Annotated in this window: 14 protein-coding genes; 7 read left to right on the forward strand and 7 right to left on the reverse strand. The window is 38.0% G+C overall.

The features are described 5' to 3' along the window. Positions 1–19: 19 nt before the first annotated feature. The 3 genes from AC27GZ_RS08060 to AC27GZ_RS08070 all read left to right on the forward strand — a co-directional run bounded on the left by AC27GZ_RS08060 (position 20) and on the right by AC27GZ_RS08070 (position 4,597). Positions 20–916, forward strand: a complete 897-nt coding sequence (locus tag AC27GZ_RS08060; protein WP_487094437.1) for a dienelactone hydrolase family protein — start codon at positions 20–22, stop codon at positions 914–916. A gap of 160 nt (positions 917–1,076) precedes the next feature. Next, complete coding sequence (locus tag AC27GZ_RS08065) at positions 1,077–3,032, forward strand: MHYT domain-containing protein (RefSeq protein WP_487094438.1); 1,956 nt, start codon at positions 1,077–1,079, stop codon at positions 3,030–3,032. Positions 3,033–3,034: 2 nt separating this feature from the next. Further along, positions 3,035–4,597 (forward strand): DUF3369 domain-containing protein, encoded by a 1,563-nt coding sequence (locus AC27GZ_RS08070; protein WP_487094439.1) that lies wholly within the window; start codon positions 3,035–3,037, stop codon positions 4,595–4,597. Positions 4,598–4,786: 189 nt separating this feature from the next. Here the strand turns inward: AC27GZ_RS08070 and AC27GZ_RS08075 are convergent, their stop codons facing one another. The 7 genes from AC27GZ_RS08075 to AC27GZ_RS08105 form a co-directional block, all read right to left on the reverse strand. Then, entirely contained in the window at positions 4,787–6,052 is a 1,266-nt protein-coding gene (locus AC27GZ_RS08075; protein WP_487094440.1) for an NAD(P)/FAD-dependent oxidoreductase, read from the reverse strand. A 14-nt stretch (positions 6,053–6,066) separates the two neighbouring features. Next, positions 6,067–6,378: a 2Fe-2S iron-sulfur cluster-binding protein gene (locus tag AC27GZ_RS08080; RefSeq protein ID WP_487094441.1), complete on the reverse strand. Its 312-nt coding sequence runs from the start codon at positions 6,376–6,378 to the stop codon at positions 6,067–6,069. Positions 6,379–6,412: 34 nt separating this feature from the next. Next, positions 6,413–7,573 (reverse strand): cytochrome P450, encoded by a 1,161-nt coding sequence (locus AC27GZ_RS08085; protein ID WP_487094442.1) that lies wholly within the window; start codon positions 7,571–7,573, stop codon positions 6,413–6,415. 510 nt (positions 7,574–8,083) lie between these two features. After that, complete coding sequence (locus AC27GZ_RS08090) at positions 8,084–10,441, reverse strand: alkaline phosphatase D family protein (RefSeq protein WP_487094443.1); 2,358 nt, start codon at positions 10,439–10,441, stop codon at positions 8,084–8,086. Further along, a complete protein-coding gene (locus AC27GZ_RS08095) occupies positions 10,441–12,813 on the reverse strand; it encodes a hypothetical protein (RefSeq protein ID WP_487094444.1) in 2,373 nt (790 codons plus the stop codon). The genes AC27GZ_RS08090 and AC27GZ_RS08095 overlap by 1 nt, the downstream gene beginning before the upstream one ends. 138 nt (positions 12,814–12,951) lie before the next feature. Further along, positions 12,952–13,563 (reverse strand): GntR family transcriptional regulator, encoded by a 612-nt coding sequence (locus AC27GZ_RS08100; protein WP_487094445.1) that lies wholly within the window; start codon positions 13,561–13,563, stop codon positions 12,952–12,954. Positions 13,564–13,776: 213 nt separating this feature from the next. After that, positions 13,777–16,116 carry a beta-galactosidase gene (locus tag AC27GZ_RS08105; protein ID WP_487094446.1) on the reverse strand — a complete coding sequence of 780 codons (2,340 nt, stop codon included), beginning with the start codon at positions 16,114–16,116 and terminating at the stop codon, positions 13,777–13,779. Positions 16,117–16,399: 283 nt separating this feature from the next. Here AC27GZ_RS08105 and AC27GZ_RS08110 point away from each other — a divergent pair, with 283 nt between their 5' ends. From AC27GZ_RS08110 to AC27GZ_RS08125, 4 genes are all read left to right on the forward strand, one after another. After that, positions 16,400–18,010 (forward strand): sugar porter family MFS transporter, encoded by a 1,611-nt coding sequence (locus AC27GZ_RS08110; protein ID WP_487094447.1) that lies wholly within the window; start codon positions 16,400–16,402, stop codon positions 18,008–18,010. A 27-nt stretch (positions 18,011–18,037) separates the two neighbouring features. Then, entirely contained in the window at positions 18,038–18,982 is a 945-nt protein-coding gene (locus AC27GZ_RS08115) for a sugar kinase (RefSeq protein ID WP_487094448.1), read from the forward strand. Between the two features lie 7 nt (positions 18,983–18,989). Then, a complete protein-coding gene (locus AC27GZ_RS08120) occupies positions 18,990–20,069 on the forward strand; it encodes a glycoside hydrolase family 117 protein (RefSeq protein WP_487094449.1) in 1,080 nt (359 codons plus the stop codon). A gap of 867 nt (positions 20,070–20,936) precedes the next feature. After that, on the forward strand, positions 20,937–24,566 hold the full coding sequence (locus AC27GZ_RS08125; RefSeq protein WP_487094450.1) for a TonB-dependent receptor: 3,630 nt from the start codon (positions 20,937–20,939) through the stop codon (positions 24,564–24,566). Positions 24,567–24,607 lie beyond the last annotated feature (41 nt).

The raw sequence follows: 24,607 nt of genomic DNA on the forward strand, positions 1-24,607 counted from the left end.
TTTTAAAAGTGAGGAAACTATGCAAGCTAGAATAGAAAATGATATCCCTCAAGAAGCATTCGATTGGTATGATGAATATGCCCATGGTGGTATGGACAGGCGTACATTTATGAAAAAATTAGGCACTTTAGTGGCTGTTGGTTACTCCATGAGTGTTTTAACTTCAGCTTTATTGCCTAATTATGCTTTAGCGGAGCAAGTTTCCTTTAACGATGATGATATTAATGCGACATACCAAACATTTCCTTCGCCGCAAGGATATGGAGAAGGTAAGGGGTACCTAGTCACACCATCCAATATCACAGGGAAATTACCTGTTGTATTAGTGATTCACGAAAATCGAGGCCTAAACCCTTACGTAAAAGATGTGGCAAGACGCCTAGCGAAAGCTGGCTTTATTGCTTTTGCTCCTGATGCTTTATATCCACTAGGAGGTTATCCGGGTAACGATGATGAAGGTCGAGCCATGCAAAGAAGTATGGATAGGGCAAAAATTCAACATGATTTTGTTGCTGCGGCTAAATTTCTAAAGGGCCACGAACATAGCAATGGCAAACTTGGTGCGGTTGGTTTTTGTTTTGGCGGTTATATCGTTAACTATTTAGCGGCGGTTGACTCAGGTTTATTAAATGCCGGTGTTCCTTTTTACGGCACTCCAGCTAAAAAAGAATTATGGAAAAATATTAAGTCGCCTTTAATGGTACAACTTGGAGAGCTTGATGAAAGGGTCAATAAATCTTGGCCTGATTACGAAGCTGAATTAAAAAGTCTTGGTGTACCTTATCAAATGCATATGTATAAAAATGCAAAACATGGTTTTCATAATGACTCAACAGCACGTTATGATAAAGAAAATGCCGAACTGGCTTGGTCACGCACCTTAGACTTTTTTAAGGCTAACTTAAGCGCTAGCTAACATTCCCGATTTTCAAAAAATAACAAGCGCTTTTAATTCACTTGAGATAAAATTTTTTTAAAAGTGCTTGTTATCTTTAACTTTAGCGATTAAATAATTGGAGCTTTTTCAGCTAGCAAACTAGACTTAGAGTAAATTTAATTTATGACTACCGCTTTATATGACAGCATCATTTAATTGGTCGATAGTATTACTGTCTATAGCAATTGCAATATATGCCTCTTATATTGTGGTTGGTATTTGTATTCGTATTGCCGCTTCTAAACGAAAAACTGCCTTGTATTGGACCGTAGGTGGTGCAGTTGTTATGGGGATGGGAATATGGGCTATGCATTTTGTTGGCATGCTCGCCTTTTCACTACCTGTGCCTGTACATTATGATATTGCCCTGACAGGGATCTCAATTCTCCCAGCAATTTTTGCCTCCGCTATTGCTTTATATATGATTCGCTCAAAGCGGAAAAAAATTAACTTTTTCATTGCCGCTCTTTTGATGGGCTTAGGTATTTCAGCTATGCATTATATTGGTATGGCTGCAATGGGAATGGGAGCCTGTGTAGAGTATTCAACAGGTCTTGTTATTTTATCTATTATCATCGCGATTGCCGCCTCAAACATTGCTTTATATTTAATATTTCGTCAAATAGACAGCAACCAATTAACACATACTTTTAAATTAATAAGTGCTTGTGTGATGGGAGTAGCAATTATCGGTATGCATTATATTGGCGTGATAGCGGCTAATTATGATGCTAACTGTGTTTCTAGTCCTGTTTTTGGAATTAGTCTTGAGAGAGATTTACTGTTAACTATCGTAACCATGACCAGCATTTTGATACTTTCAATGACTCAAATGCTAACGGTTATTGATAGAAAGATTTCTGAAAAATCATTTTTTAGCGCTGTTTTTAAAGCGCAGTCTTCAGTGGGAAAAGGATTATTAGTACTAGAAAACAAAGAAGTAGTACTTATCAATGAAGTTTTAAGAGCCTTATTTACAATTACCAGAGAAGATGAATTTAACTTACAAAACTTATCAAGATTAATAGATTCAGCTGAAGCAAAGCGTTTTGTTGATTGGATAGAACGCTTTCAAAAAAGCGGCAATGCAGTGTGTATTAATGAATTTTCATTTGGAGAAGCTGATACGTGCATTTTATCGGCAACATTAGTCAAGTTTATTTATGGGGATAGAGTTCGTTTATTAATTGAAACAAACGATATTACGGAAAAAAAACAAGCAGAAATTGCGTTAAGTCAGCTTAATGAATCACTTGAACAACGAGTTGAAGAAAGAACAAATGAACTAACACAGACTAATACTCGCTTAAATGAAAGTATGAAAGTGCTTAAAGAAACCCAGTCTGAGTTAGTACAAAGCCAAAAAATGGCCTCGTTAGGGAGCTTGGTAGCAGGGATTTCTCATGAAATTAATACGCCTATTGGTATAGGCGTTACATCCGCTTCAAGTATTGAAGAAGAAGTAACCATTTTGGTATCAAAGTATCAAAGTGGGAGTATGAAAAAATCTGATTTAGAAGAATTTTTAGATCATGCTTTGGAAGGGAGTAAAATCTTAAGTCAAAACTTGCAAAGAGCCTCAGAATTAATATCGAGCTTTAAACAAGTCGCTGTCGATCAAACTGATGATTCTTATAGAAAGGTTAAAATTTATAATTACATTAACGAAGTGGTATTTAGTATGCGCCCTAAACTAAAAAAAACGCATATTAGTGTTAAGAATACGATAGACCCTGAAGTTGCTTTCTCTACTAAACCGGGTGCTTTGTATCAAATTGTCAGTAATTTAATCGATAATTCATTAAAGCATGGTTTTAATGTTGGCGATACCGGCACTATATTTATTTCGAGTGCTATTATAAATGATAAGTTTAAGTTGATTTATGAAGATACAGGGAAAGGTATTGATGAATCCATTAAGGATAAAATATTTGATCCATTCTTTACTACTCGTCGTGGTGATGGCGGCAGTGGATTAGGATTAAATATATTATATAACCTCATATTAGCACTGAAGGGGAAAGTTGAAGTGATTTGTGATGCTAAAAAAGGGGCGCGTTTTGAAATATTATTACCAATGAGTGATGGAGAATAACAATGTCAGAGAGTGATGAGCTATTTTTTGCCCCCGAGGAAGAGCAGGTTCAGACGCTAAAAAAATCGGGCTGGAAAGTATTAATAGTAGATGATGAACCAAGCATTCATGATGTGACAAAGCTTGCCCTTAAAAACTTCAATTTTGATGGTAGAGAGTTAGAGTTTATTCATGCCTACAGTGGTGAAGAAGCGAGAAATATTTTAGAGCAACATGAAGACATCGCGATGGCATTGGTTGATGTTGTTATGGAAACTGAGCATGCTGGCTTAGACTTAATTCGTTATATTCGAGATGAACTCAAAAACACTATGATTCGCCTTGTGCTCCGTACAGGGCAACCAGGAGAAGCACCAGAGCGCAGAGTTATTTTAGATTTTGATATCAATGATTATAAAGAAAAATCTGAGCTTACTACGCAAAAATTATTCAGTACTATTTTGACTAGCTTAAGATCTTACCGTGATTTAGAAAACCTCAATAACAACCGCAAAGGTTTACACCGTGTTATTGAGTCTACTGGGGAAATTTTCCGGCCTAAAATGCTACAAGGTTTTGTTCAAGGGGTGCTTGAGCAATTAATCGCTTTATTGAATTTAGAAAAAAACAGTTTATATGCACACTGTGATGGTTTTGCTATTGAGCAGCATCCGACAAAAAAACGCATGGAAGTAGTAGCTGCTACCGGCAGTTATGAAGAATTAATTGGCGAATGTGCTGATGAAAAATTGCCTGAATCTGTTGTAACTATTTTAAGCGAAGCACTTCGAAAAAAATCCTTAATTGTGCGTGAAGACGAGTATGTTGGCTATTTTCAACCGACACCTGAGCGAGAAGATTTAATATATATAAGAGCTAACGCCAACATGTCCAAAGATGATTCTGATTTGGTCAGGTTGTTTTTGCAAAATGTTTCAATAGCTTATGAAAATGCCTTACTAAAAGATGAAATTGAGGGTACGCAGCGGGATATGGTTTATATGCTTGGCGAAGCAATTGAAACTCGCTCTAAAGAAACAGGTAATCATGTTCGTCGTGTCGCTGAGTACAGCTATCTAATCGCCAAAGGTTTAGGCATGAGTGAAAAAGAAGCGGAGATTCTCAGGGTTGCTTCACCACTACATGACTTTGGTAAAATTGGTATTAAAGATTCAATTCTACATAAGCCGGGTAAACTCGATGATGATGAATTTAAGATCATGAAATGTCATGCAACGATGGGAAGAGAATTATTAGATCGTTCTGACAGAGAAATTCTGCAAGCTGCAGCTATTGTTGCAGGTGAGCATCATGAAAAGTGGGATGGTAGTGGCTATCCAAACCAGCTCGCGGGAGAAGATATTCATATTTATGGTCGTATTGTTGCTGTGGCTGATGTTTTCGATGCCTTAGGCAGTCGTCGTTCATATAAAGAGCCATGGCCAATCGAGGAAATTCTTGAATTACTTGAGCGTGATAAAGGTAGTCACTTTGATCCGACAATCGTTGATTGGGTGTTGGATAATGTTGATAAAATGTCAGAGGTAACAGAGCGTTATCCAGATGCGGCTATAATTCCTCATTAATAAGTTAGCCGAAGTTAAGTAAATTTCTAAGTAATCGGAATTAGTAAATAAAAAGCATGATGGTGAGTTTAAAACAGACACACTATCATGCTTTTCTTTTTTAGCTAAAGCAGCTGACAGAGTCTAGCTGAGCTTCGCTGAGTTTAGTTAAGCCCAAAGTTAAACCAAAAGATAAGCCTTAAGTTAATCTTAAGTAAGTGTTAGGCTGTCAATAGATAAATCTACCGTATTATCTGCTAGCTGAACTTTATTTATTTCACTTCTTTGTTTTAATAGTTTAGTCGCTAAAACATAAGCTTTAGCATGGTTTACAGTATCAACTGCCAAGAGTTTGTTGTGCTGAAAATACCAAGTTGAAAACCTATTGTCATCATCTCTTTCTTGGCGAATAACGACATTATCAAAGCCTGTATTAAGTCCTACCATTTGAAGTTTGACGTTAAATTGATCAGACCAGAACCAAGGTAAAGCATCATAACATGCCTCTTTATTACATAGAGAAGCAGCAGCAATTTTTGCTTGGTCAACTGCATTTTGCACCGACTCTAATCGAATCCAACGGTCATAATATTTATTATGATGATAACTGCAATCGCCAATCGCATAAATATTGTCATCACTGGTTTTACATTGTTCATTCACTTCTATGCCATTCGATATGGTTAGCGCTGCCTGCTCAGCTAATGCTTGGTTAACTTTCACACCGACACCAATGATCACAATATCGGCGGTATATTGGCTTTCATCATCACAAGTTACTGTTATTAATTCATCATCGCTCGCAATAGCTTGAACTGTTTGATCTGTTTTAATTGTCACACCATTTTTGCTGTGTAGTTGCTGAAAAAAAGCAGACATATCCGCAGAGGTTACACGTGCTAACAATCGCTCTTCACGTTCAATGACGGTTACCGTTCCACCGAGCTTTTTAATTGAAGCTGCGGTTTCTAAGCCAATATAACCGCCACCAATAATAACCACACGTTTTTTATTACTTTGGTTAAAGGCCGCTTTAATTAAGTTTACATCTGCACTATTGCGTAGGGTGAAAACGTTTTTACAGGTATCTAAACCTTTAATGGGAGGGATAAAAGCACTAGCACCTGTCGCGAATATTAATTTGTCATAATGATATACATCATTATTGTCCAGCGTTAGAAGCTGTTGAGATTTATCAATGCGATCTACACTATTGCCAAGTTTTAAGCTTATATTAGCTTTTTGATAACTAGCTTCAGACTTTAATACCGCAGCTTGAGTGTCGTTGTCAGCCGTTAAGTAAGCTTTAGAAAGAGGAGGGCGGTGATAAGGTAGTTCAGGATCGTTATCAATAAGTAATATCTCACCCTGCCAGCCTTCTTTGCGTAATGCAAAAGCAGCGTTTACACCCGCATGACTAGCGCCAACAATGATACATCGTTGCTTAGTAGTTTCTTGATTATTTTGTGCAGACATAATCGAAAAATACCCTATGAACCAACAACGTGTAATGTTACGCCATCAAGCTCGTCACAAACCTCAATTTGGCAACATAAACGACTAAATTCATTTGCATTGTCATCAAGCTCTAACATATCTTGCTCAATTTCGCTGGCTTCACCTACTTGAGCCATGTGCTCTGGTGCTACATGTACGTGGCATGTAGCACATGAACAAACACCACCACAATCGCCATCAATGCCATTTATGCCATTTTCTACCGCGAGTTCCATTAATGAACCTGAATCTGCTTCTAATGTTACTTTCTCATCGTCTAGTGTTATAAAGGTAATCTGTGCCATGGTGGCTCCTATTTTATCTGGTTATGACTTCGTATTACTTAACGCCATTAAAGCTAACGTGTAATTGATGATAGCCAACTTTTCGTTGGAATTGCTGTAAATCTTCAATGTTTTCTTCGCTGTCTGTAATCGATAAAGAAGCAACTTTTTCAGATAAAGCAGCAATTAAGCAATTTAAAACTTGTCTTGCATGAGTTGCACCTAAGCAGTTGTGATGACTAAAACCAAAACCAACGTGCGGGTTTAATTTTCGATCTAGGACAATTTCATCAGGCTTTTCAAATACTCTGGCATCTCTGTTTGCAGATGCCCAACAAAGTGAAATTTTACTGTCAGCTTTTAATGCATGCTCACAGACAGCTGTATCTTCGGTGGTTACTCTGCCCATATGCGTTAATGGTGAGAAGTAACGAACAAATTCTTCTACCGCTTTACCTCTGATCTCGGGCTCTTCTTTTAGTCTGACTAACGATTCTGGATGCTCTGATAAATAGGCAATTGTATTGGTTACGGCGTTAATAACGGTATCTCGTCCACCGGCAAAGGTTAAAATCATAACGCCTTTAACTTCTTCTTTTGTTAATTGCTTGCCATTTACTTCAGAGGCTAATAATACTGAGTATAAATCCTCACTAGGATTTTCGATGGCTTTATCAATTTCTGAATCAATATAGTCATATAATATATTGGCTTTATCGGCATCAAGTGCTGTATCGTCACTTCTAAATACATGCGTGCCCCAGCTGATCCAAGTTTCGGCTTCAGCATATGGAATATTTAATAATAATGTTAACGCACGAGATTGTAGCTTTAGCGCGAACTCTTCAACAATTTCTACTGTTGGTAAAGTGAGTGCTTCGTCAATCAGCTCATGAATGATTGCGATTAGTTGTTCTTGATAATCTGCTTCGAGTGGACGTTTAAACCAAGATTCAACCAGAGCGCGGTAATCCTTATGCTCAGGAGGATCAACTTCAAATGGAATTTGTCTCGTTGTGCGAATATTCACTTCTGATGGAATAACGATACGCCCTGGCTCAGCACCAGATTGAAATGTTTTCCAATTGTGAGCACATTTTCTGACTTCTTTTAAACCTAGTACCATAGTGACAGGCTCACCTTGATCGTTAATAGTACTAATGCCTTCTTTTTCTCTTGGACATTTAAATGGGTCAGTAATGGTGCTTTTACTCATAATCTTTACTCACAGATAAAATCAATAACATCATTTTATGTCAGCAAATATTGATAGAATACTAAGATAAGGCATTAAAATATCAAATATAAGCTTTGTTTGTTTTGTTGGATATTCCTTGTGTTAGGTAATTGATTTAGTTATTTGTAGGAAGATAACAAGCAAGGATAAAAACTGGGATTTTCTTGTTACCCCTTTATAAATCTGCTTTTAGAGGCTTTTAAGGATGTTGGGTACTTAAGTTATCGTTGTACTTTGTGCTAAAGGGGTGTGTCATTCACTTTGTTTTGGTTGATTAAATTAGTAAAGCTAAAAAGAAGGGGAAAAAATGAAAATAACAATAATTTGTTGTTTTCTTGTTTTCTTGTTTTCTTGTTTTCTTGTTTTCTTGTTTTGTTGTTTGAGTTTTGTGAGTTGTATTTCACTGTTAGCCAATAAAAGTGACACTACTTTATTGGCTAACAGTGAGCTTTGAGCATGGTTAAACGATAGTTAAGTGATAGTTAAGCGCTATGAAAGCTGGCCACTAAAGCTAACATCAATAGGCCAGCCTTCAAATTGTTTTCCTGTTTGAGGAGAAACATCCCACGGCCAACACTCTAGCGTATATGTACTGCTGGTATGATTAACCTTCACAATGCCATAACCTTCGCTTTTAAGCTGATTGTCAGATAAAAATTTGCCCCAACTAGTATTGCCTTGCTCAAATTCAGCATGCGTGACTTTTGGATTAGCCGCGGCAAGTACGCGCATTTTATTGCCAAAGGTATCGATAAAGTTACCGGTATTTTTACCTGCTCGAAATTGATTTTTAAGCTGGTTGTTGCCTTCAAACCAACGTTGCCAAAAGGCTGCCGCAGCGGGGCCTGCAAAAAATATCGCGCCATCATCAAAGCCATTAATGCCTTGTTGTGCTACTAAACCTAAATGTTGATCACCTGCTAGCACTAACGCTTTGGCTTTTGTCACTAATTTAACCGCTCTTGTTCGACCGTCTGCTGGATAGCCATTAGAATCATAATCAAGTAAAGGCGAAAAATCTTCAGAGGTTTGAGGAGAGCCCCATATTGATGCCGTTAAACAAATTTTAGGTAAGTGGGTATTGGTTTTATTCCATGTTGCCAAAAAGTCTTCTTGGCGCTTACCTAATAATTCCCCAGTTGCTTTTGAAGGGTGAACCTTATCATTTGGTGGTGATTTAAACTTGCGATCTTCCACTAAAGCAAAGCTAACGCCACCGTAAATAAATTCTCCATAAGTGACCGGGATATTATACTTTATTGGAGTTGCATCATATGGGTCAGGGTTGTGGCCATGTTGCATTCGATAAACCATTCTAACTAGGTCTTTATCCCACTTAAAACCACCATCTTCTTCTTTGGGCTTATCAGATTCTTTTCCTTCATAACCCCACAAGTTACCTTGTAATACGTCGTGATCATCGGCCAAAATTATTGCTGGTTTATTTCTTACCGACTCTCTGAATGTCCAATACCATAAATACCATCGATATAAGGTATCTAATTTTGCATCTTTAGTGGCTCGTCCAAAGCGTGATGGCAGCGCTTCATAATATTGATCGCCACAAAAAACGTATAAATCTGGTTGATGAGAATCACAATGCTTCACTAACTGGTTATGAGGAAAAAGAATATTTTCTTTGCCATAACGCTTTAAATTACGCTCCTGTGGAATAAATTTTTTGTAATGAATTACATCTAAGCTTTTTGCCGTTGGGACAATACAAGAATACAGTGCAATATTAAGCGGCTTGCTTGTTTTAGGATCTGCTTGTATTTGGCCATTATACAAACTGGCTTCGCTAACTGTTGGGCAAGTTATACGGTAATCGAAAGACTTGCTTGCTTGCCAGTTATCAATTCTAAATAGCGCAACATAGCCATCTTCAATGGTTGTAGTTTGAGCCTTTTGCCATGTTGTTGAGCCTTTTTCTTTAATTTCTAGCGTCGCTGTTTGATAAAGCCTTTTATCTACAGGCATAAACTGTGCAGATAGTTTTAGTACGCTCTGATTGACACTATGCAAGCAACCCATTACTGGTTCTAAGGTACGCTCAGGATGTTGAGAAATTTTTTCTCCGCCTGTTGCTACTTTGCTTATCCGCCATCTAGCACCGTGCTCTCGTGTATTTGGGCTAGATAGTAAAGATATACCGCCTAGTAATTCACTCGCCTTTACACCCGCTCTAATGGCAAAACCTAATTGTTTACCGGTTTCAGCATGATAAGCAAATAGTCGAAGTTGATAAGTGCCATTGCTTGTCGGATCAAGGTGGCAGTCAAGTAAAATAGGGGTTGAAGAGAGCTTTTGTAAACTGGCTTTATTTTTCGAGGTTAGCGTGTCAAAACTAAGCGGCTTAGATTGATTTGAAAAATCGCGAAAACTTAATTCTCCTGCTTGGTTTAGTACCGCCATAAAACCACCGTGCTGACCCGCTGCGCGTTGTGCAAGGGCTGCGCCACGATAATCTAGCTCACCTTGACCTATACCAAATAGAAAGCCACAGTAGCCTGATTTAGTTGGGGTGATATTTTGAAATACCGCTTGTATTCTACCGGGTAAATGGTTGTTTGCGAGCGAGCGAGTCAGTAGGGATACTGTTCTCATCTCAAAAGATTTATCCCCTTGAAGACATTCTAAAGCACCTTGATGCATACGCCAGTCTTGTAATCTATTGCCCCAATAATCTTTCCCCAACCAATGTCTTGTTTGGTTAGTGGCTAATGATGAAATTGGCTCAACGTCAACTAACGTTTGGCGTTTACTCGCTGCTAAAACCGATAATGGCGAGAGTGCTGTACAGCCAACCGCACTCCCTAATACTTTTATGAACGCTCTACGTTGCATTATAAGCTCCTGTTAAGTTCAGATGTGCTTGTGATAACCTGTAACCCTTTACTTGCAAGGTGTCCGCCATTATCTGGGAAGGTTAGGGTGATTTGATTGTTTTCTTGTAGGTATGATAAATCAACCGGGATTTCTATTACGCCATAAAAGTTATCTCTACCCTTACCATTATGGTATTGATCATAGCCGCGATAATCAGTTGGTACGGTAATGGTTTGATCATTTATTGTTACTTCTGGTGTTAATGATAAGCCATGTATACGGCTAATACCTAACCTGAGCATAGCCATACCATGATCGCTAATAGTGACATTATTGATATCAAAACTGATGGTTTGATTGGCTGTAATAGCCACTAAATCACTTTGATTAAAATATTTCACTTCCGTTGCGGTTTCATTGATATCGATATTGTTAGAGAAAGTAACCTCAAAGATAGCAGTACCATCGGCAGCAAGCTCAAAGCTTTCAGCAAGCATACTGGTGGTAGTTTCATCAAGCACAGGTTGTTCATTTTGTAAGTATAAATGCTTAGTGACAACGCTGGTGATGTTGCTATTGTCTGCACCAAAAATATTGAGGTTTACTTCAGTACTTTCCGCTTCAAGGTTATTTAAGATCAAATAAGCTTTATTACCGTCAACATAAGCATCAATTTGTATGTCCTGCTCATGGGTATAACTTTCCACGCGGGTGCCATTAACATTCGCCCAAAGTTGGTAAAACTTAACTAGCTCGGTGTATACCCATTCTTCGCCTGTTTCACCTTCACCTTCTTTTTTCTGACGCATAAGTCTGTGATAATAAGGAACGTTTTCATTAATGCGCCCCCATTCACCTTTGACTACGATAAAAGGGATAACCATTTCGATTTGATCGGGACGCTCAAGAAAAGCGGTTAATTGGCTGTTTAACCCTGTTAAAATGTGCCAATCACGTTCTGGGCTCCATGGTTCATTAAACATGTCATGAATTTGTCCACCATATTCAGAAATGATTAACGGTAAAGGCTCGCCTAACTTACTTTCAGAATATGCCGTTAATAAGTCAAGGGTAGCTTCCATATTACTACCTGAGCGTAATTTCTTTTTACCGCCAATAATAGGGAAGTCATATAAATGGATCGAGATAAAATCCATATTATCACCCGCGACATCGATAAAAAGCTTGTCTCTATCAAGCCATTGCTGGAAATTGTATTTATCAAAATCTGGGAAAGCGGCAGTATAACCACCAATTAAGATATCGGCGTTAGGTTTTGAACCGTTAACTTCAACATTACGAATTGTATCAGCAACCGTATTGTGAAATTTAAAGACTTGTTCAACGGTTGTTGGGTTACTGGCATGTTCAACCAACTCCCAAATGGGTTCATTCATCACTTCAACATATTTAGGTTTTGGTTGACCTAAAGTATCATTATCACCTTTATTAAAGTATTTGGCGATAAATTGGCCCATGTAGTCACCCGTTGCCGAGCCAAATGGCTCGTCACTAGTATCAGTGTCAGAGAAAGCCCACCCCATATTGGTGAGCGTACCATCAGGCCAATAGGGTCTTTGTTGAGCGCCGACAATCATTTGAGTATTCCTATATTCAAGGCGACGTTTAGTGATACTGTCTGCATTGTTATTATTGGTATAATTCCAACGAGCACCATTACCATTGGTGGTTGCGGTTACTTCATCAACCCAGCCTGACTTTCCTGATGATTCTGGTAATTGCCCTAATTGCCAAGCCATACCGCCGGTATCTCGACCAAAATATACATCGTAACCTTCGATAAATTCAGTGACTAAATCATCGCTTTCATTGGTACCAACGCTATACCAGTCGTTTTCAGTATGGGAGGCGTGAATGGTAATAAATTTTTGTCTGTCAAATTCACTTAGCCCGCCCACTTGGTGTTTGATATTAAGGTTAAAGTCTAAATTCACGCCGGTATCTACGATAGGGACTGACATGGTTGTAACAGTGAATGTACCGTTAACACCACCAATAGTTAATGTTGCAGTAACACTGCTTTGATAATCTTCTGAAGAGGTGAGTCTTACGATTACCGTATCATTATTATTTACTTCACCGTCACTTGAGGTAAAACTAGCGCCGTTAATTGCATATTCACCCATCGAAATTGATATGCTACTGGCACTATTAATACCGGTTACAGTGATGCTGTTTGAGTCAATGGATGAGTTTAATTCGCTATCTTCAATAGCGGTAAAAGTAAAGCTGTTGGGCGTAGTGTCTGGTTGAGTAACAGGAGGTGGTGTTTCTTCTTTGCCACCACTGCCACCGCCACAAGCTGTTAAAGTGAGTGAAAGGCTAAGCAACAGCGTTTTGAATGTATAATTTTTTTTCGTAATGATCATTAGCATGCTCTTTTTATAATCTTAAGCATAATCTAACGAATTCCACACTTATTGTAAATTATAAATTGTTAACAATAAGTAAAAGATAATAAAAAACGCAATAGTTTCGTTATTGCGTTTTTATTGTGAAATTAATGATTACTTTATATTGGCTTTAACGGCCTTAACCGCAATGGCAGTTTCACCGTTTTTCAACGCTGTTAGTATATTTCTGTGTTCATCAACACATGCTTCACTTGAGCGTATTCGCTTGTAGTTTAAGCGCATTCGCATTACGTAAGGATACCAAATATTTGTTAACTCATCGCCACCTGCTTTATGAACCAAGTAGTTGTGGAATGAGATATCGATATTGGTTACTTCAGTAAAGTCTTCAGCTTCAAATGCTGCTTGTAACTCATCAAGAATTGCATCTAATTCGGCAAAGTCTCGTTCGGTTAACTTACCTTTGAGTTGCTCTATAGCAAATGCTTCTATATTACGACGCAAGTTGATCATCAGTTTTTGCATTTTAGGATCTAAAACACTGTTAACTGACGCACCACAGTTATTTTTTGAAACCAGTAAACCTTCTTTGGTTAATTGTAAAATAACATCGCGTATAGGACCGCGTGATAAACCAAATCGAGCAGCAAGCTCTTGTTCTTTTAATTTACTTTCCGGGGGTAATGCACCAGAAATAATATCTGAACGCAATTCATTTGCGATTTGATCTTTTATGGTAAGGATTTTTGTTCTAGCTCCAACCATAATGATTCCTCTTATTAGAATGTTAAGTTAATAATAACGTTTTTGACAAAGATTGCAATTAGATTATTGTTTACAAAAAACAATGGTTTCTAATGGTGATGTCTTTAAATATCTACGATTAGTCATTGTTACAATTGTTAGAGATGGGTTTTTCGGTATTATTTTTCTAAATATGGCAGAGATTGTTAACAATCTCTGCCATATTTAATTGAGCTACTTATTGTTATAACGACGTTGGTAAAGTGTGCTATTTACCTTACGTGAAGCTTCAATCAGTGGCTGGTAAGGGCTATCGGTTACAGAAACAAAACCTACATTATAGTTTTCACCATCATAAGCACGACCAGTAATAGGTGAGTCTATGTACTGAAACCAGTGAGCGCCAATAAAGTATGGATTGTCAATTACTGAGTTCATGTAATCTTCAAACATGTTGGCTCTATCTTGTTGATCAGAGGCGTGAATCAAACCTGGGTGGAATAAGCCGCTGTCTTTTGCTCCCACGTGGTATTCGCCAATAATTGCTGGCATATCAATTTCTTCAAGAAATCCCCATTTTTTCTTATGCAAACCTTCTTTATAAGCATTGTAACTTACCACATCAACATGCTTAGCTGACGCTTTTACTACTTCGATTGGCATACCCCAATCTGGGAAACGCGCGCCCATATACATGTGGTTTGGCAGATGTTTTTTCACTGCTTGGTTAACTATTGCAAAGTATTTGTCAGCGTAGGCCGTTAGTAATTCGGCGTAGTCTGTAACTTGCTCATCGGTATTAAAGGTTGAATCAATACCTTGATCAAAGGCCTCCCAACTAGCAATGTTTTTATTCCAAGCTTTATTTAACTTAGCAATATCAACATATTTTGCTTTCATTAAACGAGTAAATGCTGCTTTTGTGGGTACTTCTTTGCCGTCTCTTCTTAATGTGTGGAGCACAATGCCGTATTGAGACTCTTTAGTTTCAGGGCGACCAAAACTTTTTTCATTATCGATAAATACACCTACACACCATGGGCTATCTTGTACTTCTTGTGAGATAACTTTAGCTGTGAAGTCTGCTCGAACAGCAAACTTAGGATCGAATACATCAGGTAATGGTGACCAGAAATCATTGCCACTTGAGACGGTTTTAAAATCACCACGGATCCAACCATTAGCAAAATATGGAACTTGTGTATTGTCATAAAATGCAGGATCAGCCCAGTTACCTAATGAAGTAAATCCCCAATTGGTCATTCTATCTAACGTGGTATCACGCCATGCTTTCATGAAATCAGCGCCATCTTCACCGTATTTTCTTTCTAAGTTGGCTGAGTAAAAGCTATAGGTTTCACCTTTCTTAAGTGGCCCTGAATGCGCACTACGGCGGTAACCAAAATGTTTTCCTAACGTTTCAGCATAATCAGGTAACCAATTAAACATACTTGCTCTTAATTCTGATGCTTCAAAGCGTTTAGGGATTGCTGAATCGGGCACTCTGTTTAAACCTTGAGAGTCTTCTGGTGTAACATCATCAGCAGTTTGCTGGGCAATCGAAGCAACAGGGAAATCATAACCTGTCATGGTTGAGGTATTTGATAAACGGATATTAGCAATGCCTGAGGAAAAATAAATGTAGCCTTCAGGATCAATAAGTGACCATTTGCCATCGGTTTTTTCTGTTCTAAAATAACCCGTTGCTTGGTATCTCGGACCTGCAGCCCAGCCACTAAACTTAGAGCGGTCTGGTATTGTTTGGCTGGCAAATTTTTCTTGTTCAGCTAGCTTCTCTTTAAGTAGTTGTTCGTCACTGTGCACTTTGCCAGTAAAATCTTCTTTGGCGTTTTGACCGTATTTATCAACAATATTCGTAAGGAAGTCCTTGTCCATGGTAGGGTTTTTACGAAGGCGAATATTTTTTAACTGAATTTCTTTATCAAATAATGCACTTTGTACACTAATAGTAATTTTTTTAATCGATGAAAGATCTAAATTCTTTTTACCCCATAAGGAAATAAATTGTATTTCGTTACTTTGCCAAGTATCAGGATTTGAACGTAACCCTGAGGTAAAGTTAAGCTCTACGCCGTCTTCACCTTCGGGAGTGGCTAAATCATGACCTTTCATTTTAGCATAATAGGTATTAAAACCACCTTTGGGAATGCTCACTGAGCGAGTGTAATTATCGCCATTGCCGTCGGTGATATCTAAATATATTTGGGTAGAACGTTGACCATGATTGGCAATATCAAACGCTAAGTTGAAATCAGAGTAGCTACTCCAATCCCAGTTGTCTTTAGGTTCGATTGTTACACTGGTGTGTGTGCTGTTGGTGTTATCGAATTTTACATCAAGCTGGTTGTTTTCAATATGTCCCTTTGCATAAGAGTAAGATAATTTAACATCAGGATTTTTGCTGTCTAACTTGGCAATTTCTAATAAGGTTTCAGGGGCTTGTGGTGAAACTTGTTTTAACGTGGTGTTAATTGCTGTATTGCTACTTTCAGATTGACAACCAACCGCTAAAGCGACAGTTGAAAGTATAAGTATTTGTTTTAATGTTTTCATTGGGTCTCCTAAGGTCAATATGATTCACAATGCATCAAATGACAGAGCATAAGTTGTTATGTTACTTTTAATTAAGCTTTTTTGCTAAATTAAAGCGAATTAACAGATTAATTATCTTTAATAAATTAAGCACTTAATCTTGTACGAATAAAAAACAACATAAATGTATATATTTAATTGTTAACAATTCTTGAGATATAAGGTAACATGAATAAAAATTATTAAAAAGCCATGTTTCATTAAAGTGTGAATATTTTAATGTTGGCAAAAAATGGGGAAGTCTATGAAAACAAGTTCGCAAAGCGTTTATTATTGTGCTTTGGTTGTCGCATTTGGTGCTTTTATTTTAGGTCTTGATGCTGCACTCATTTCAGGAACGGTTAAATTTGTTTCTGTTGAATTTGGTTTGTCTGATATGCAAGTGGGCACTATGGTAAGTGCTCCTGGTTTAGCGGTTTTATTCGCCTTACTTATTACTGGTTATATATGTGATCGTATCGGCCGAAAGAAAGTGCTAATAGGTATATCCTTCATTTATATATTTTCAGCAATAGCTTCTACCTTTGCACCTAATTATGAAACGTTAGTGATTGCCCGTTTTATTGGTGGCTTGGCGTTTACTTCTTTATCTGTAGCGGCAATGTATATTGGTGAAATTGCACCTGCGAATATTCGCGGTAAATTAGTGACTATTGTACAGGTAAGTATTGTTGTTGGCTTTTCAGCGGCTTACTTCGCAAATTACGGTATTTTAATGCTGTCTCAGTCTGGTTATGAGTGGGTGTCAGCTGTAGGGCTTGATACACATACTTGGCGTTGGATGTTAGGGCTAGAAATAGTGCCTGCAGTGATCTGGTTTGCTTTATTGTTTACTATTCCTCGTAGCCCTCGTTGGTTAATTATGAACGGTAAAGAAGAGGAAGCGAAACAAGTTATTGCCAGCTTCGATCATGATTTAGATCCTGAAGAAGAAGTGGCTGATGTTAAGCAAAGCTTAGCGTCTGATCCAACAAGCCACTCTATGATTGCCTCCTTTAAAAGCTTATTTTCAACAAGACGCCGTAAAGCGGTAATCGTTGCTTTTACTATTGCTATTGTTCAGCAAGCCACAGGCATTAATGCTATTTTATTTTATGCGCCAACCGTATTTGAACAAATTGGTATAGGCACTGATGCTGCGTTCTTAAATGCAGTAGTGGTTGGGGTAGTTGGTGTTGCTTTCACTATTGTTGCGATAGTTTTAATTGATAAAGTGGGACGTCGTCCGCTGTTAATGTCTGGGTTAATTTTAGCAAGTATCAGCTTATATATTTGTCATGTTGGCTTTAAGCAAGCAACTTACCAGTTAACGCCACAAGCGGTTGCAGAAATAAAAGAACAGCACCAAATTTCAGGGTTAGACAAACTAACCAATAAAGTTTTCCATTCAGATATTGAATTTAAAGCAGCGCTTAAAGAAACCATGTCAGAATCTGAATTACGTCAGGCAGAAAGTATCATCTTACAAAATGCAACGACTATCAATGTAGCGGTTGTTATGACGGGTATTATGTTATTTATTGTTGCTTTTCATTATTCGCTAGGTCCTATTTTATGGGTATTATTTTCTGAAATATTCCCAACAGGTGTTCGCGGTGTTGCCATACCGGTATTTGCTTTTATCAGTAGTATGATGAGTTATTTTGTTCAGCAGTTTTTCCCTTGGTTATTGAATAATATCGGTGCTGCTGATGTGTTTTTATTCTATGCGGTAAGCGGTATTGTTGGCTTTATTTTCTTATATAAATTGTTGCCAGAAACTAAGCATAAAACAATTGAAGAAATTGAAGCTGAATTTTCAGGGGCCAAACTTTCTGAAAGCAAGCTTTCTGAGACCAAAATATCAGCGACCTAACAATCTATAACAGGGTAAAAACGGATAATGAAAAGTAAATTGCTCGCTATTGGCGAATGTATGATGGAATTAACGCCTATTGGTGAAGATAAGTTTCAAAAAGCATTCGCTGGTGATACCTATAATGCCTTGGTATATGCAAAAAGGTTAAATGACAAACTAACCACAAGTTATTTAACCGCAGTGGGTCAGGATCAAGCAAGTGAAGATATGTTAGCTTGTTGGCGTGCTGAAGGAATAGATGACACCAAAGCGGTTGTTACAGATAAAGCAACCATTGGCGTGTATTCCATTGCAACGGATAGTCATGGAGAGCGTAGTTTTAGTTATTGGCGCTCAGGCTCAGCAGCTAGCAAGATGATGCAATATTTAACAATTGATGAATTTGCCAAGCTATGTGCCGACACAGATTTGGTATTTTTTAGTGGTATTTCTTTATCTGTACTAGCCGATGAGGATAAATCAGCATTAATTGAGTTAATGTCAACGCTAAAAAAACAAGGTAGTAGAATTGCTTTTGATCCTAACTACCGCCCAAAAATGTGGCGTGATAAAACTCATGCAATTTATTGGTTAGAAAAAGCGTATAACGTGAGTGATATTTTGATGCCAGGCATTGAAGAGCATGAACAGTTATTCGAACATAAAAGTTATCAAGAGATTATTGATTATTGTCAATTATTCGGCTCAAAAGAAGTAGTGATTAAATGTGGTGAGGCTGGTGTTTATGGCTATAACGACAACATTTGTCAATATCATCAACCGTTTGAGCCTGCGCCTGTACAGGTGGATAGTACCGCTGCAGGTGATTCGTTCGCTGGTACTTATTTAGCCGCTAGACTCTCTGGTGATGACATAACAATGGCTATTAAGAAGGCCTGTTTTGTTGCCAGTAATGTTGTACAACATAAAGGCGCTATTTTAAGTAAACCTACCTACCAGCATCTCCGTACTGCATTAGCAGGTTTTTGAGGTAAGCATGAAAAATAAAAAATTAAGTTTAGCAAGTCAGCGTGCCATTGAGCGCGGTTATGATGAAAAAGACGATCAGTGGTTAACTGAATTTGACGTTCACGAATTAAAAGGTGATTTTGCTTTTGAAGAAGGGGTGATCCGAAGAGATCCTTCATCGGTTATTAAAGTGGATGATCTTTACCATGTTTGGTACACCAAAGGTGAGGGGGAAACCGTTGGCTTTGGCTCTGATAATCCAGAAGACAAAGTTTTTCCTTGGGATTTAACACAAGTGTGGCATGCAACGTCAGAAGATGGAGAATACTGGCAAGAGCAAAGTGTAGCCATAGAGCGTGGTGAAGCTGGCGCCTATGATGACCGTGCTGTATTTACCCCCGAGGTATTAGCACACGATGGAAAATACTATTTAGTTTATCAATCGGTACAATATCCTTATACCAATCGTCAATATGAACAAATCGCCTTAGCGTGGTCAGAAAGTCCTTATGGTCCTTGGCATAAATCTTCGCAGCCTATCTTAAGCCCTTCAAAAGACGGTGAATGGGATGGCGATGAAGACAATCGTTTCCATGTCAAAAGTAAAGGCAGCTTTGATAGCCATAAAGTGCACGATCCTTGTTTATTAGTGTTTAATGAAAAGTTTTATCTTTATTATAAAGGTGAAACCATGGGGGAGAGCATGAACTTTGGCGGTCGCGAAATTAAGCATGGTGTTGCTATCGCTGAAAACATCGAAGGCCCTTATGTAAAATCAGACTATAACCCTATTTCAAATAGTGGCCATGAAGTTGTGGTATGGAACTATCAAGGCGGCATTGCTTCCATGCTAACGACTGATGGTCCTGAAAAAAATACTATTCAATTTTCACCGGACGGCATTAATTTTGAAATAAAAGCACATATAAAAGGTGCGCCTGAGGCAATTGGTTTATATCGTGATCCACAAGGGAAAGAATCAGCCAAGCCGGGTATTGGTTGGGGTTTGTGTCATAAATATGATGCCAGTTGGAATTGGAACTATATTTGTAGGTTCACACCAAGAAAGCAGGTATTAGATGCAGGCACTTTCCAAAATACTGCATAACCACCAATTTATCTTATCCCTTGATAAATTAGCTTAAGTTAAGTCGGTATAAGATTAGCTAGCTACCTAAGAAGCCTATCACTGAAAAGTGATAGGCTTTTTTTGATGCTGTTAATACCAATTTGATTAAATTTCTTCCCTAATCAGAGCTATGCTCGATGTTCAATAACAAGGCAAATTTGTTTAGGTCTAGTCATTCTAAATCAAATAAATTTAACGAAGTTAGTGGGCATCGAGCAAGCTCCCAAAGGGCGAGTTTAAAAGGCTTATATGCTGCGTTATTGATATTGACAAGGGAATAACCATTCTCTTCAATCAATGCCTTGCCTCAAAGCCTTTTAATTCTCGCTGAGTGGTAAAGAACTTAATCAACTTGGTATAACATCATATCCGAAAAACTGTTTTACATTATTCAAATTAAAAAATCAGCTTAAAGGCATTGGTCACTTTTAATTAATTAGCACAATTTTTTTTATTTTTATTTCTATAATTTTCTACTGTCATTTTTTCTATAAAGCTTTTTGATTGGCTAAATTCGTTTTAAAAATCAATTTTACACCTAGGTATGTCCGTATGTTTTTTTCTGTTAAAACGCTTACTACGGAGCTGTAATGGCTAAATTAACCCCTTGTTAAAGCAGTTGTTTTTACGAGTTTTTTCGTAGCAATTGTAAAATGATTGTAAATTGAATATTGTTAACAAAAAATCATTGACAAGTGTGTAGTTATGAGAATAAAGTGGTGTATATAAATGAAACAACCAGAATAATTTTGGTCTATGTCGTTTATAAAATAGCTCAGCTATTAAAAACAAAAATAGAAAATGTATTATAAAAAGAGTGGAATCAGATACCCTAGGGGATTAAAAATGATAAGTCCGAATAGAAAGTTCAAATTGAGCCCTGTTTGCATGGCGTTGCTTGCTGCAACAGGTCTTAATGTAAGTGCTCAAGAAGCAGAAGAACAAGATGCTTCAGCTACAGATGAAAATATTGAGGTGATTGAAGTTACCGGTTTACGTGGTAGCTTGAAAAAATCAATCAATGATAAACGATTTGCCACTAACGTCGTTGATACGATTAACGCCGAAGATGTTGGTAAAAGTACTGACCAAAATATTGCTGATGCGTTAGGGCGTGTTACCGGTGTTACCGTGGTTAGTCAAGACGGTGAAGGCTCACAAATTACAGTTCGTGGTGCTTCTTCAAACCAAAACAAAATCACTATTAATGGTCAACAAATGACCTCAACTGATTTTAGCCAATCGGTTGACTTAAGTTCTTTCTCTGCTGATATTCTATCTAAATTAGAAGTTGTTAAAACACCAAGCGCTAACCATGATGAAGGTTCATTGGGTGCTAGCGTAAACTTAACAACGGTTCGTCCTCTATACCAAGAAAATGATGTACGTTCTGCGACAGTACAAGGTCGTTACAATGACTTTTCTGAAGAATCAGATTATAAAGTTTCAGCAGCACTATCTGAAAAATTCCTTGATGATACTTTTGGTGTAGCATTATCTGTTTATAGCGAAACTAATACTATTCGCCGCGACCAATACCGTGTAGGTAACTTTGAAGTAACACCAGAAATTTTTGCTGCAAGAGATCAAAACGGTGAAATACTTTCTGGTGTTAAAGCGATCAGACACAATAGTACTAACTATGAGTTATTCCAAAATACCAGTGACCGAACTGGTGGTACCTTAGGTCTTCAATGGATACCTACCGACTCAACTGAGTTAATGTTCGATGCGACTTATTCAACGCAAGAAAGAACAAACTCTATGGATGGCATCAAAAGTCGTCACGGTAATGTGGGTAACTTTATTGAAGGTCAAAGTTCATTAAATAATGCTACTATTGACCCGTTTACTGATCCGCAAGCTGACTGGTATACCATAGATACCACAACACAAACCTTAACTAAATACATTAACCGTTACGGTACAGGTGATCTATCGCGAAATGACGGTGGTGATGACCGTGAGAATTACAGCTTTAGTTTACAGCTTGATCAAGCTATTACTGATTCATTACAAATGAAAGTAGCAATTGGTCATTCAAGCAGTACTTCTGAAAGCTTACCTAACGCCTCAACAAATATGCAAAACTTTGTGCAAGTGCCAGCACGATTAAGTCAAGAAGCATTAGAAAATGTTGAACCTGTTGGTTATGACTGTACTAGTGGTATGTGTAAAATCGTTAGTGGTCAAGGTTATGTAGATTTAGGTGATAATATCTATGACTGGATTGATGATGACGGTGTTTTTCATCCAGCCAATGAAGATAACTCTTCAACAACAAACTTCAACCCTCGTGATATTGAAGCATTTCACTTAGGTTACATTTCAAATAGGGATGTAGACGTTGAAGACAAAATGAGTAACGCACAAGTTGATTTCCAATATGAAATGGACTTTGCTGGTGTTACAGGAATAGAGTTTGGTGCTAAGTATACTCAACGAGAAAAATTTGTTGATAATCAAACCTATTCTTATAGTTCTTCTGCAGCAACAGAAGTATTAGAAGATGAAGACGGTAATATTGTTACTGTACCCGGTGGTACATTAACAGGTATTCGTGGTTCAATGATTGCCAGTGATGGCCTAGCTTATGATAATTTTATGAGCTCATTAGGTTATGCTCGCGACTTTAATACTACTGGCTGGACTCCTATTGATGTTTTTGCTGCTTCTGATTTAGTGTTTGGTGGTGAAGACATTGTTAGAACGGTTGATAATACCCAAACACGTGGCGCTGATTTTGATACCTCAGCTGCTTACTTGAAATTTAACTTTGAATATTTTGATGGCAAGTTAACGGGTGATATTGGTGTACGTTATGTGAAAACTGACGTAGAAACTACAGGTTATTCAGGTGCAAACTTCTGGACCTTTACCGATAATTTATACCGTGAATTTGACCGTGTTCAATTACGTGATTTACGTGATACTTCATTACCTGCTTGTCAATACACAAGCGCTATGGAGCAGGGTTATGAAAAACGTTATGGCCGTGTTGATGGTCAGGGTTGGGATACCAGCTCAGGTCAAGATCCTTCAGGTTGGACACCACAGGCTGACCAAGGTGCTTGTCATGATCCAAACTATGCTTCATGGGCAGCTGATACGTTAGCAGGTGTAGATAGACCTGCAGGTTCATGGACACCAGGTTGGGACGTATTATGGCAACATGCTGATGTAAGTACTAATGATGTTTATGGTTGGAACTCTTCAGTTCTATGGGACGGTTCACCAGCCGAGTCAAGAAACTTTACCGGTTATAGTTTTAGTGAGAACGAAGATAGATCATTAAAATCATTTAAATCTAATGGTAAACATAGTTATGAAAATGTGTTACCTAGCTTAAACTTAAACTATGCATTCTCTGATGAAGTGGTTGGTCGTTTTGCTACTTCTAAAACCATGACACGCCCTGAAATTGACTTAATCCGTCCGGGTTTCTCAGTGTATGAAAATGGTTACTGGGGTAATGGTAACCCGCAAGTAGGTCGTGTAAGTATGTATAACACGCAACTTGATCCACTTGAGTCAAATAACTTTGATATTTCAGCTGAGTGGTACTTTAACGAAGCTTCATTATTAAGTGTTGCCTTGTTCTACAAAGACATGAAAAACTTTACGACTAACGATACAGCAGCAACTTATCTGACTGATTTACGTACCTTAGAAGGTGAAATTAGTAGTGATGAGCTTGTTATGATTGCTGATGACAGTGATGCTGACGGTGATGATCATGGCTTAACGGGTTGTATGCCACAACGTGCTACGGCTGATTACGGTTGGTGGGGCTCAGATCCAACACGATTAAGCAATGATTTACGTGATTTATGTGGGCAATACAGTGTTAGTAAAATTGTTAATGGTAAAGGCGCTACTATTGGTGGTGTAGAGCTTGGTTATACGCAAAGTTATAACTTCTTACCTGGCTACTTCTTAAGTGGTTTAGGGGTATCAGCTAACTATACTTACCAAGACAGTGAATATGATGCAGATATTTCATCAGTAACAGGTAAAGAACTAGCACCAATGCCTGTTGCAGACACACCAATGCACACCTATAACTTCACCGCTTTTTGGGAGCAAGACGGACATCAAGTACGTTTAAGCTACCGTGGTGCTAGTGATTCACTTGTAGGTACAGATTACAACACTGGGCAAAGTGGTCGTACATGGAACCAAGGTTCAATTTGGAATGAAGGGCGCGATACCCTAGATTTCTCAGCTTCTTATAAAGTTAATGATAACGTGATGGTGATTTTCCAAGCGACTAACTTAACTGATGCTGCTTATAGAACTTACTACACGAACCGTGAGTTAGAAGTACAACGTGTTTATGCTGACAATGCTGTTGGCTATCAGTTTGTTGCGCTTGAAGAAGGTAACCCGTTAACGGGTGATGCTCCAACGTCACGTACTTACACTAACTATAAAGTGGGTGCATCTTATCGCTTAGGTGTTCGCGTTAATTTCTAATAATAAATTGAGAACGGCATGGGGTAACTCCCATGTCTTCA

The organism is Colwellia sp. SU-HH00943 (genome assembly GCF_057546125.1).

Coding starts and splice junctions, on each gene's coding strand:
- AC27GZ_RS08120 (WP_487094449.1), top strand. CDS start 18,990: ATGAAAAATAAAAAATTAAGTTTAGCAAGTCAGCGTGCCATTGAGCGC.
- AC27GZ_RS08085 (WP_487094442.1), bottom strand. CDS start 7,573: ATGAGTAAAAGCACCATTACTGACCCATTTAAATGTCCAAGAGAAAAA.
- AC27GZ_RS08110 (WP_487094447.1), top strand. CDS start 16,400: ATGAAAACAAGTTCGCAAAGCGTTTATTATTGTGCTTTGGTTGTCGCA.
- AC27GZ_RS08075 (WP_487094440.1), bottom strand. CDS start 6,052: ATGTCTGCACAAAATAATCAAGAAACTACTAAGCAACGATGTATCATT.
- AC27GZ_RS08125 (WP_487094450.1), top strand. CDS start 20,937: ATGATAAGTCCGAATAGAAAGTTCAAATTGAGCCCTGTTTGCATGGCG.
- AC27GZ_RS08095 (WP_487094444.1), bottom strand. CDS start 12,813: ATGATCATTACGAAAAAAAATTATACATTCAAAACGCTGTTGCTTAGC.
- AC27GZ_RS08065 (WP_487094438.1), top strand. CDS start 1,077: ATGACAGCATCATTTAATTGGTCGATAGTATTACTGTCTATAGCAATT.
- AC27GZ_RS08115 (WP_487094448.1), top strand. CDS start 18,038: ATGAAAAGTAAATTGCTCGCTATTGGCGAATGTATGATGGAATTAACG.
- AC27GZ_RS08105 (WP_487094446.1), bottom strand. CDS start 16,116: ATGAAAACATTAAAACAAATACTTATACTTTCAACTGTCGCTTTAGCG.
- AC27GZ_RS08060 (WP_487094437.1), top strand. CDS start 20: ATGCAAGCTAGAATAGAAAATGATATCCCTCAAGAAGCATTCGATTGG.
- AC27GZ_RS08100 (WP_487094445.1), bottom strand. CDS start 13,563: ATGGTTGGAGCTAGAACAAAAATCCTTACCATAAAAGATCAAATCGCA.
- AC27GZ_RS08090 (WP_487094443.1), bottom strand. CDS start 10,441: ATGCAACGTAGAGCGTTCATAAAAGTATTAGGGAGTGCGGTTGGCTGT.
- AC27GZ_RS08080 (WP_487094441.1), bottom strand. CDS start 6,378: ATGGCACAGATTACCTTTATAACACTAGACGATGAGAAAGTAACATTA.
- AC27GZ_RS08070 (WP_487094439.1), top strand. CDS start 3,035: ATGTCAGAGAGTGATGAGCTATTTTTTGCCCCCGAGGAAGAGCAGGTT.